This is a genomic window from Thermoflexibacter ruber (assembly GCF_900113045.1).
GTDB lineage: Bacteria > Bacteroidota > Bacteroidia > Cytophagales > Thermoflexibacteraceae > Thermoflexibacter > Thermoflexibacter ruber.
This window is the reverse complement of the sequence record NZ_FONY01000001.1, coordinates 90,335-101,910: the sequence shown is the minus strand read 5'-3', so window position 1 is coordinate 101,910 and position 11,576 is coordinate 90,335. Positions and strand designations below refer to the sequence as shown.

At 38.2% G+C, this 11,576-nt stretch carries 7 protein-coding genes; 6 read left to right on the top strand and 1 reads right to left on the bottom strand.

Features of this window, described 5'->3' with window-relative positions; all coding sequences use genetic code 11:
- Positions 1-23 precede the first annotated feature (23 nt).
- From BM141_RS00380 to BM141_RS00370, 3 genes are all read left to right on the top strand, one after another.
- A complete protein-coding gene (locus BM141_RS00380; protein ID WP_091538241.1) occupies positions 24-458 on the top strand; it encodes a DUF2141 domain-containing protein in 435 nt (144 codons plus the stop codon).
- Between the two features lie 161 nt (positions 459-619).
- A complete protein-coding gene (locus BM141_RS00375; RefSeq protein WP_091538239.1) occupies positions 620-3,553 on the top strand; it encodes a DEAD/DEAH box helicase in 2,934 nt (977 codons plus the stop codon).
- Between the two features lie 191 nt (positions 3,554-3,744).
- A complete protein-coding gene (locus BM141_RS00370; protein WP_177217216.1) occupies positions 3,745-5,550 on the top strand; it encodes a tetratricopeptide repeat-containing sensor histidine kinase in 1,806 nt (601 codons plus the stop codon).
- An 8-nt stretch (positions 5,551-5,558) separates the two neighbouring features.
- Here the strand turns inward: BM141_RS00370 and BM141_RS00365 are convergent, their stop codons facing one another.
- Positions 5,559-6,722 carry a lycopene cyclase family protein gene (locus tag BM141_RS00365; protein ID WP_091538235.1) on the bottom strand — a complete coding sequence of 388 codons (1,164 nt, stop codon included), beginning with the start codon at positions 6,720-6,722 and terminating at the stop codon, positions 5,559-5,561.
- Positions 6,723-6,875: 153 nt separating this feature from the next.
- Between BM141_RS00365 and BM141_RS00360 the strand changes: the two genes are divergently transcribed.
- From BM141_RS00360 to hppD, 3 genes are all read left to right on the top strand, one after another.
- Positions 6,876-8,378 carry a S10 family peptidase gene (locus tag BM141_RS00360; RefSeq protein ID WP_091538233.1) on the top strand — a complete coding sequence of 501 codons (1,503 nt, stop codon included), beginning with the start codon at positions 6,876-6,878 and terminating at the stop codon, positions 8,376-8,378.
- A 203-nt stretch (positions 8,379-8,581) separates the two neighbouring features.
- On the top strand, positions 8,582-10,261 hold the full coding sequence (locus BM141_RS00355) for a hypothetical protein (protein ID WP_091538232.1): 1,680 nt from the start codon (positions 8,582-8,584) through the stop codon (positions 10,259-10,261).
- Positions 10,262-10,340: 79 nt separating this feature from the next.
- On the top strand, positions 10,341-11,444 hold the full coding sequence (gene hppD, locus BM141_RS00350; RefSeq protein ID WP_394331664.1) for a 4-hydroxyphenylpyruvate dioxygenase: 1,104 nt from the start codon (positions 10,341-10,343) through the stop codon (positions 11,442-11,444).
- Positions 11,445-11,576: the final 132 nt, after the last annotated feature.

The following is an 11,576-nucleotide window of genomic DNA, read 5'->3' as shown; positions in this document are numbered from 1 at the left end:
AATGCCTAAATCTTGAAATACTTATGAAAGCACTTCACTATCTCATCTATCTTTCTTTATTTTTGTTTCTCTGTGCGTACAAGCAAGAACGCAAACCTTTGAAAATCACTTTTACCAACGTCAAAGACACACAAGCGACCATTCGGGTAGGTGTATATCGCCCACAAGACAACTTTCCCAAAGGCGACATCGCTTACAAGGGTTATGAAATCAAACCTGAAGGGAAAAATACTGTGGTGCTTTCCATTACAGATTTGGAATATGGAGAATACGCTATCGCCGTTTACCAAGATAAAAATGGAGATAAAAAGCTCAATACAGGAATGTTTGGGATTCCCAAAGAGCCTTATGCCTTTTCCAATAACTTCAAACCAACCTTTTCTGCCCCTAAGTATAGTGATTGCAAGTTTGACTACAAGGCAGAAAAAAATGAAATATCCATTGCCCTTTTGGATTAAATAAAGTTTTTTCTCTTGTGTAGTTTGCATTTTCTACGAAAATTCTCCAATTTTGGAGAATGAGTATAGTTTTTTTTTCTCTATCTCTTTCCTTTTAACATCTCTACTAAATGCAATACCTTGTATGACAGTATTTTAATTGTATCCATCTATACCTGATTATGATAGTTTCACCATTAGAACCATTCCAAATAGTTTATTCTCTGTTTCAGCACCAATTTTTAGGTTTTCTTTTTGAGTCTTTTGTGGTGCAATTAGATGCCAATAGGCGTCTGACTTTGAAGTACCAAAACATCTCTTCACAAAATGCAGCAGAGTTTGCAAGTGGGCTAAATGAAACGGATTATGAACTCATCAAACTCATGGATTCTATTCAGCAAGATGCAGTTACGCGCCAGTATTCCAATAAAAAAATGCTGCCCAATGCCTTTTTCCTCAAAGTATATGATGCGAAAACGGGCGACAAAGTCTTGCAAAATACCATTCACCAAAGTTTAGAGAGAAAGCGAGCCTTGATTTTAGAAAAGCTCAAAGGGAAGTTGCTTTTTGAGATGGGCAATGACGGCAACCCCACTAACAAAAGAATACACATAGAAAAAGAAAAAGCTACTGTGCTTTTCCATTTCCGTAGAAATGAGGAAGATACACACTATTTCCCTACTATTAAGCACAAAGGAGAAAAACTGGAGTTCCAATACCAAAACGCTATGCTTATTTGTAGCGAACCTGCATGGCTATTACTAAAAGGGCATTTATATCATTTTGAAAAAGAAGTAGATGGGCATAAGCTAAAACCTTTTTTGAACAAAAAATTTATTGCTGTCCCCAGAAAATTAGAAGAAGATTATTACAAAAAATTTGTTACCCCTCTCATTGAAAGCTTTGACGTATATGCCAAAGGCTTTGAAATCAAAACGATAGAAACTGAGTTAAAACCCATTTTATATTTTTATGAGCTGGCAGGGAATAGCACGACTTCGCTTTTTGGTGGAGACAGAGAGTTAGAAAGCAACATTGGCAAGATTGTTTTTGAATTAATTTTTGATTACAAGGGATACAGATTCAAGGCAGATAACCTAAACCCTGTGAATGTGCAGTTAGAAAAATATCAGGAAAATTATACTTTTTACAGGGTTAAGCGAAATCTGCTCAAAGAAGAAGGCATACAAATTAGTTTAATAGCTCAGGGTTTACCCTTAAAAAATGGCAAAGTTGCCTTAGAAAAAACCCTTGCTTTTCAGTGGCTTAGTGAACATCAGACATGGCTCAGAGAAGAAGGAATCGTTATTTATCAACAAGGCAAGGAAGAAAAAAGGTATTTTGTAGGTAAAACTCACATCAATTTGGAAATTAAAGAAAATTATGATTGGTTCGATATCAATGCCAAAGTTACTTTTGGAGATTTTGAAATTCCTTTCTTAAAAATCCGTAAACTGATTTTAAGCGGCAAGTACGAATTTACTCTGCCCAATGGAGAAATTGCGGTGATTCCAGAAGCGTGGTTTACCCAATATGGCGATTTGATGCATTTTATAGATGAAAAAACAGATGCCTTTACCTTAAAAAAACACCACTTATCGCTTGTGCAAGAGCTTCAGACGGGAGGCTATGCTCAGGTAGCTATGAGCAGAAAATTAGAACAACTGCGTGATTTTGAGCAAATAGAAGATAGCCAGCTGCCTGTGCATTTCAGAGGAGAACTTCGCCCTTACCAAAAAGCGGGTTTCAACTGGCTGATGTTTTTGAATCAATATCGCTTTGGAGGATGCTTAGCTGATGACATGGGTTTGGGGAAAACCGTACAAACCTTAGCTCTCCTTCAAGCACAAAAAGAAAATGCAGAAAAAAATGGAGAAACTAAACCTGTTTCTTTGCTCGTTATGCCTACTTCCTTGCTTTACAACTGGGAAATGGAAGCAAACAAGTTCACGCCAAAGCTAAAAATCCTTATCTATAACAAAACCAATCGAATTAAAAATACCGCAATTTTCAACTACTATGACCTTGTTTTAACTTCTTATGGCATAGTGCGTTTGGATATAGAAATACTCAAACAGTTTTATTTTCATTATGTTATCTTGGACGAATCCCAAGCGATTAAAAATCCTGAATCTGCTATTTCGCAGCTTGTCAGAGAGTTAAAATCAAAATTCCGACTGGTGCTTACAGGTACGCCCATAGAAAACAGCACTATGGACTTGTGGTCGCAAATGTCCTTTGTGAATGGAGGTTTGCTGGGTAGTCAGTCTTTTTTCCAAAAAGAATTTTTACAACCTATAGAAAAAAACCAAGACCTGAGCAAATTGCAAAAGTTACAGACTATCATCAAACCTTTTGTATTGCGAAGGCATAAATCCCAAGTAGCCAAAGACTTGCCAGACAAAGAGGAGCATATCCACTACTCAGAAATGAGTGAATTGCAAGAGAAAAAATATGAAGAAATCAAGTCGCACTACCGCAACCAAATCTTAGACCTGATAGAAAAGCAAGGCTTGGCACAGTCCCAACTCATTGTCTTACAGGGCTTAACAAAACTTCGTCAAGTGGCTAATCACCCCCGCATGATAGAAGAAGGCTATGAAGGCGACTCTGGCAAGCTAAGAGATGTACTGCATAAATTGGAAACTGCTCTGAGCGAAAAGCATAAAGTGCTTATCTTCAGCCAATTTGTTAAGCATCTTACCATCATTCGCCAAGAATTAGAAAAAAGGAATGTGCGTTATGCTTACTTAGACGGGGCGACCAAAGATAGACAAGAGCAAGTGGACTTATTCCAAAAAAATGCCTGTATCCCTGTTTTTCTGATTTCTTTGAAAGCAGGAGGTACAGGGCTAAACCTGACTGCGGCAGACTACGTTTTCCTGCTCGACCCTTGGTGGAATCCAGCCGTAGAAGCCCAAGCCATAGACAGAGCGCATAGGATAGGACAAGAAAACAAGGTACTTATTTATAAATTTATTACTAAAAATACAGTTGAAGAAAAAATCTTACTTCTTCAGCAAGGCAAAATCAAGTTAGCAAGTGAACTAATTACTACAGAGGAAAGTTTTGTAAAACAGCTAACACAGGCAGACATTGAGCGGTTATTGATGTAACCTTTTGGGGCTGATAAATAAGTTTTCCTGCTTCAATAAAAATGGCTATATTTTTTTATCTTTATTCATCAATAAGTTTGAAGTCTGCTCAATCCTACGCACCTAAACTCATGTATTTCAAAAAGGATTTCATATTGTCGTTGTTTTTTTTATGTTCTTTCTTTCTTGCTTTTGCTCAAAACAGCAAGAAGGTGGATAGCTTACAAGCTTTATTGGAAAAAAAGCAACTTTCAGATAGCTTGCACTTAGAAATACTGAGTAGCTTATTGCAAAACTGTCAGCATACATCTGCCAACTGCCTCCAATTCATTCAAAAAGGATTAACTTTAGCCCAAAAAAATCATAATCTTCTAAAAGAAGCAGAATTTTTAGCTCATTGGGGGAGTCTTAATCTAACCATAGGCGATTATCCTAAGTCCATAGAATACACGCTCCAAGCCTTGAAAATAGATGAAGAGTTAGGCAATCAAACAGGAATCTCCCGAGATTTGAACAATTTGGGCGTGGTTTACTCTGCCAAAGGAGAAATAGACAAAGCCTTAAAATACTATGAGCAATCTTTCAAAATAGACCATTTTATTAATGATAATTCAAAACTATCTATCACACTCAATAACATTGGGGTTATTTACTATCAAAAAAAACAGCTTAGTAAAGCCTTAGATTATTTTTGGAAAGGCTTAATAGAGGCAGAGAAGCAACAAGATAAGCACCGTGTCGGAGTTTCTCTCAACAATATTGGCGATGTGTATTATGATATTGGTGAATACCAAAAATCTAATCTTTTTCAGTACCAAGCCCTCAAAGTAGAGCAAGAAATACAAGACTACGAGGGAATAGCCTATTCGTATAACGCACTTGCCAAAACATACACAGAATTGAGTAAATTTGACTCAGCAGAGTATTTCGCACAGAAAGCACTTGAGTTCAATAAAAAATTTGGCTTTAATCCACAAGTTAAAGACAATCTGCAAACTTTGAAAGAGCTTTTCTACAAAAAAGGAGATTTTAAAAAGGCTTTTCTCTATGCAGACTCGGCTCTGACCATGATGGACAGCCTTTTTAGCGAAGATAAAAATAAAATAATCAATCAGTTACAGCAGAAATTTGAATTGGACAAAAAACAATCAGAAATAGAATCCTTGCAAAAAGATAACATTATTAAACAGCAAGAAATTGAAAATCAAAATCTTTGGAGGAATATATGGATTTTTAGCTTGGGAGTTACTTTGGCTTTTATAGCCGTATTGTTCTATTCTAACTACCAAAGAAAGAAAATCAATGACAGATTAAATGCTAAAAATGAGGCACTTAAAAACCTCAATGCCACCAAAGATAAGCTATTTTCTATTATCTCGCATGACCTTCGTAGCCCTTTTAACACACTTAAAAGCACATTGGAACTGATGAAGGAAAATGCCTTCTCTCCCAAAGAAATAGAATTGGTTTCCAAGCAAATGCAGAAAAATATAGAAAGCATTTCTTACACTTTGGACAATCTCCTGCAATGGTCGCTTTCGCAGATGAAGGGAGGAAATACCAACATAGAAAAAGTAGAATTGGGTGAAATCATCACCGAAACCATTAACTTTTACCAAGAAGTAGCTAAGCAAAAAGCCTTGCAAATAGTCAATCAGATAGATAGTCCTATGTTTGTATTGGCTGACAAAAATCAGTTGAGGCTTATTCTGAGAAACTTATTAAATAATGCAATTAAGTTTTCTTTTATCAAAGGAAGTATTAGCTTTTCATATATCATCAACGGCAAAGAAGTAGAAATAGCAGTAAGCGATACAGGGATAGGCATGACAGAGGAGCAGCTCAAAAACTTATTTTCGCCTGCTAACCGCTCCACACCCGGTACTTCAGGAGAAAAAGGAACAGGTTTGGGCTTACTGCTTTGCAAAGAGTTCGTAGAAAACAACGGCGGGAAAATCAACGTACAAAGCACGCTCTATAAAGGAACTACCATCGTCTTCTCTCTAAAATTAGCCTAACTTAGCGCTTATTTGACCAAAGTTTTACTCAAAAAAATATTTTGTATAGACTTTAAAAAAGGCATAGGTGGCACGGAAGCCATGATTTGCAAGTCGGTAACAAAGTTTGTTTTTTCATTTAGAAAAGCCAGCACCCGCTCAATAGGATTATTTCTGAACAAATCTGTAAAAATTTCCTTGATACTCTCTCCTTTGCGATTCATAATATTCAAAATCATTGCATCGTAAATCTCAAACTGCTTTCCATTTTTTTCTTTATAAAAAGGGTGTCCGCTTTGTACTAATGAATTGATTATCTCAGCGGTGTCTTGTTGAATCCGCAAAAAAGCATAACCTGTAGAGGGTTTGGCTCTGCCTCCTGCTACCCCAATTTTCATCATTCTTTTGCCTTGTTTTCTTTGGAATTTGTAATCTGTCATAGGAATAGTACCAAATTCAATTTCTTTGATTTGGTATTGACTAATTTTAAGCTGATAGGAGAAATAATCCTTTAATTTCTCATCATATTCTTCATGGGGCAGAAGATTTTTAGAAAATAAGGTATATTCGACTAAGGCTTCCGTTTCAGAAAAAGGAAGCACATAAAAAAAGCGTACCTCTCTGCTCTGCTCAGTGCGAAAATCAAACATTCTAATTCTGCTCGTATCAAAACTTTTCTCCTCAGTTTCCACTACCCAACCTTTGAAGTGCTGAATAAGGTAGTGATTGTGAGGCATATCCGCAGAAAACTGCCTTCCGTCAAAGCGAGAATCAAATACCCAGTCCGCAGAGTAGCCTTGTTGAGAAGTCTGAACCATTACTTTTTCACTATCTTCCTGCCAATCCACTACTTCATCATTTACTATCTCTATATTGGGATTTGCTGCGATTTTTTGCAAACACTCTTGGTAAAAATCAATCCCGCGAATCATCTTGTAGGTAAAGTTTTTCAGGGGAGCATGGAGAGTAAAATCATCGCTAAGAAATTCTATAATTTTCCATTGACGAAAAACAATATGGTCAAAAGGAGTAGCTTCATCAGTCCAAAAACACCAAGTGCGGTCGTTTTTGTTTTTCTGCTCTTTGTCTATGATTAATATTTTTTTGTCTTTTAATTTGCTCTGATTCAGTTGATAAGCTAAACTCAATCCTGCGCACCCTCCTCCAATAATGATATAATCGTAATGGTTCATAAGGTTTTAAAATTATTAGAAAAATCTCTATTGCTGATAAAACAGACAAAATACAGATAAGTTCTTTATATTAGAATAATTTTCACCTAAAATTACACCGAAATTAAAACTATTCTTTACTTTTATTTTTGATTCACTCTAAATTATATGCCGATGAGAAAAATATACTTTTTGTTGCTTAATCTATTTATTATTTGGCAGTTAGAGGCTCAGGATAAGCCCAAGACTGCTGTAGCTGACAAAAACACACCAGAGCCAAGTCTTTCTGTTACTTCGCACAGTATCAGGGTCAAAGGTCAAGTAATTAACTACAAAGCTACTACGGGCTATATGCTCATGCGTGAGGAAGATGGTAAGCCTAAAGCTAACATTTTCTTTATCTACTATGCCAAAGAAGGCGTTACTGACCCCCGCACCCGTCCTATCACTTTTTCTTTTAATGGAGGTCCGGGTTCTTCTTCTGTATGGTTACACATGGGGGCTTTAGGACCGAAGAGAATCCTAATGACCGACGAAGGGGAAATGACTAAACCGCCTTACGAGGTAGTAGATAACGAATACACTTGGCTTGATGAAACAGATTTGGTTTTCATAGACCCTGTGATTACAGGCTACAGCCGCCCAGCCGAAGGAGTAGATAAAAAAGAGTTCCACGGATATGTAGAGGATATTACCTCTGTGGGAGATTTTATCAGATTATTTACTACGCGTTTTCAGCGTTGGAACTCTCCTAAGTTTCTGGCAGGAGAAAGCTACGGGACTACCAGAGCCGCAGGACTTTCAGGCTATCTGCAAGACCGTCACGGCTTGTATCTCAATGGCTTAGTTTTGATTTCTTCCATTCTCAATTTCCAAACTGCTCGTTTTGAAAAAGGGAATGACCTACCTTTTATCTTATTTTTGCCTACCTATGCCGCTACCGCTTGGTATCATAAAAAAGTAAGCCCTGAATACAAAGACTTAAAAGCCTTCTTAGCTGAGGTAGAGCAGTTTGCTATGGGCGAATATACGCTTGCCCTCATGAAAGGAGAAAAGCTCACTGAGGCAGAAGAAACTAATATCACCAATAAGTTAGCCAAATACACAGGCTTATCACCTGAGTATATCAAGCAAACCAACTTGCGTATAGAAATCCAACGCTTTTGCAAGGAACTCAAACGCAAGGACTCCGAAACCGTAGGCAGACTGGACAGCAGAATCAAAGGCAAAGACTATGACTATGCAGGAGAACGCAACGAGTACGACCCAAGTTTGGCGGGAGCGATTTCAGGTCCTTACACTATGGCGATTAATGACTATGTACGTAGGGTTTTGAAATACGAAAACGACTTACCTTATGAAATCTTGACCAGCAGAGTACAACCTTGGAATTACAACAACGTACAAAATCAATACTTAAACGTAGCAGAAACGATGCGAAGTGCCATATCAAAAAATCCTTACCTCAAGGTATTAGTTTGCAATGGATACTACGACTTGGCAACGCCCTACTTTGCTACGGACTATACCATGAATCACCTTTTTTTAGACAAGTCATTGAGAAACAATATCAAAATGACTTATTATGAGGCTGGACACATGATGTATATTCACAAGCCTTCGCTAATAAAAATGAAAGACGATGTAAGTAGCTTTATGAAAGAAGCCTTGAAATAAATAATCTTTTACAAAAGAGTTCTTGCGAAAGCGCCTATTTCCCTCTCAAAAGGAGAGGCAGGGGAAAGGCGATAAAAAAACACTTTCGCAAGAAGTCTAATCTGAATATAAAATTGCATTTATGCGATGCTAAATAACTGAAAAGTAAGCCTTTCGCATAAATGCAAATATGTTCTTTTGAGTATCTAATCTCTGATTTGCACATGAAACATCTATTCAAACTTTTTTCGCTGTGGTTTCTTTATCTGGTGTTACAAAGCTGTGCCAACGAGCCATCTACTTTGCCACAGACTGCCCTACCACAATTAGTCCCAGCCAAATATGAAGATTTGGTAGCATTGTTTAGGGAATGGAGAAACTTTGAAACACCTCCGCTTCGTGAGGGGGCGCCTGATTATACCGTTTCTACTTTTGAGCAGAGAATGCCTACTTTCAAACACTTGCAAGCCAAACTTTTGTCTATGGACACAGCAAAGTGGACAGTGGAGCAGAAAGTGGACTGGTGCATCGTAAAGGCAGAGATGAACGGTTTTGATTTTAACTACCGCATACTTAGACCTTGGGAAAGAGACCCTGCTTTCTACAAGTCCGTTTGGACAGAACGCAGCGATGTTCCCGCCCATGAAGGACCTATTCATCATGCCATTATTGACCTTTGGACTTATACTTTCCCTTTGAGCGAAGAGGAAAAAAAGAAGCTAATCAAAGCCTTGCAAGTGATTCCGCCACTCAACGAACAAGCAAAGGTAAACTTAGTAGGCAATGCCAAAGATTTATGGATTGCTGGGATTAGGGATATTCGCTCTCAAAGTAAAGATTTGCAAGAACTGCTCAATTTCCCCTCTGTCAAAGAAGATAATGAGTTGGTCGCAACAATCAATCAAGCGATACAGTCCACCGAGGCACTGGTAAGTTGGTTAGAAGCACAAGCCAAGTCAAAAAATGGGGCATCGGGCATCGGAAAAGAGAACTACACTTGGTATCAGCAAAATGTGCATTTAGTACCACTTACTTGGGAGCAGGAAGTTATGCTCCTCAAAAGAGAACTTGCTCGCGCTTGGTCTGCCTTGAAACTGGAAGAGCATCGGAATAGGAAACTGCCTGAACTTATCGATGCAGATTCGCCAGAAGCCTACCAAAAATTAGCTAAACAATCTGCCCAAAGTTTGTTAAAATTTTTGGAAAAAGAGGAAATACTTAGTACGAAACCTTATTTTGAGCCTGCGTTAAGAGCGCATTTGGGAAAATACATTCCCAAAGAAAAACGACATTTCTTTTGGATTACTGCTCACTATGACCCCCGTCCTCTTTACTCACACTTTTATCATTGGTTTGAGTTAGCCCAGATGGACAAAGAACCGCATCAAAGCGAAATTCGCCGCAGTCCCTTGTTATACAACATTTTTGATTCTCATAATGAGGGCATTGCGACTGCGGTAGAGGAGATGTTTATGCAAGCAGGGTTGTACGATGACGCTCCAAGGGTGAAAGAAATCGTCTATATCATGCTTGCCCAGCGTGCTGCGCGTGGCTTGGGTTCGTTGTATGCCCACGCCAACCTAATGACTATGGAAGAGGCAGGAAACATTCATACCGAATACACACCAAGAGGCTGGATGAAAACAGAAAAAGAACTACGTATTTTTGAGCAACACCTTTACATGCGCCAGCCGGGTTATGGAACAAGCTACATTACAGGTAAGTATTTGATAGAAAATGCTATCATGGAATTTGCAAAAAAACAAGAAGAAGAAAACAAGCCCTTTCAAATCAAAACTTTCTTAGACCAGTTCAATGCCATAGGAAATATTCCCGTAGTGCTTGCTCAGTGGCAGATGACGGAACAGTATCCTTTTTCTGATAAAGTCATGCTAATCAAATAGATATAGAATAATGATGCAGGCTATTTAATTTAATCTAAAATTTTGCGTACATTGCGGCATAAATCAAACTAACCAATAAATGCAAATGACAACGCAAGATTTTATGCCTTTGAACGGCACAGACCACATAGAGTTTTATGTGGGCAATGCTAAACAAGCCGCCTACTATTATCAAAGTGCTTTTGGCTTTGAATTGGTAGCTTATTGCGGTCCGGAAACAGGAGTAAAAGACAAAGTTTCGTATGTACTCCAACAAAACAAGCTGAGATTTGTACTCACAGGGGCTTTGCACTCTCATTCGCCTATTGCCGAACACGTAAAAAAGCATGGTGACGGAGTAAAAGTTTTGGCTTTGTGGGTAGATGATGCGGAAAGTGCCTTTTATAATGCCATGAGTCGCGGTGCAAAAGAAGCCATGCCTCCACATACCCTCAAAGACGAATTTGGGGAGGTGGTAGTGGCAAGTATTCATACTTACGGTGAAACTTTGCATACTTTCGTAGAAAGAACTCACTACAAAGGAGCATTTATGCCGGGCTATATACCCGTCAAATCCAGAATGAACGTCAATCCTATTGGTTTGAAGCACGTCGACCATTGCGTAGGCAACGTCCAATTAGGGGAGATGAATAAGTGGGTAGAATTTTACGAAAAGGTCATGGGATTCAAGCTACTGATTACCTTTGACGATAAAGATATTTCCACCGAATACAGTGCCTTGATGTCCAAAGTAGTTGCTAATGGCTCAGGGTATGTCAAATTCCCAATCAACGAACCTGCACAAGGAAAAAGAAAATCTCAAATAGAGGAGTATTTGGAGTTTTACGAAGGAGCAGGCGTGCAGCACATTGCCATTGCTACTGATGACATTATCAGTACGGTAAGTAGCCTAAGAGATAGAGGGGTGGATTTTCTATATGTTCCTGAAACCTACTATGATGACCTTTTTGAGCGTGTAGGAAAGATAGATGAGGAGTTAGAGGCATTAAAGAAACTCAATATCTTAGTAGATAGGGACGAGGAGGGCTATTTACTGCAAATTTTTACAAAACCCTTGGTGGATAGACCTACTTTGTTTTTTGAAATAATCCAACGCAAAGGAGCTACCTCTTTTGGCAAAGGAAATTTTAAAGCACTTTTTGAGTCTATTGAGAGAGAGCAGGCGTTGAGAGGGAATTTATAATTTCTTTGTAAAAAAATTTACAAGCTGGCAGTGTTTTGCCTACTGTCAGCTTGTATTTTTAGATTGTTTTATTGTATTTTTACCCTGCCAACTCAAAGGCTACCTTCTTAGGGAGGTTACTTTTATTATACA

What these genes read in the sequence shown, in the direction of transcription:
- BM141_RS00380 (WP_091538241.1), top strand. Translation starts at nt 24, where the DNA reads ATGAAAGCACTTCACTATCTCATCTATCTTTCTTTATTTTTGTTTCTC.
- BM141_RS00375 (WP_091538239.1), top strand. Translation starts at nt 620, where the DNA reads ATGATAGTTTCACCATTAGAACCATTCCAAATAGTTTATTCTCTGTTT.
- BM141_RS00365 (WP_091538235.1), bottom strand. Translation starts at nt 6,722, where the DNA reads ATGAACCATTACGATTATATCATTATTGGAGGAGGGTGCGCAGGATTG.
- BM141_RS00360 (WP_091538233.1), top strand. Translation starts at nt 6,876, where the DNA reads ATGAGAAAAATATACTTTTTGTTGCTTAATCTATTTATTATTTGGCAG.
- BM141_RS00355 (WP_091538232.1), top strand. Translation starts at nt 8,582, where the DNA reads ATGAAACATCTATTCAAACTTTTTTCGCTGTGGTTTCTTTATCTGGTG.
- hppD (WP_394331664.1), top strand. Translation starts at nt 10,341, where the DNA reads ATGCAAATGACAACGCAAGATTTTATGCCTTTGAACGGCACAGACCAC.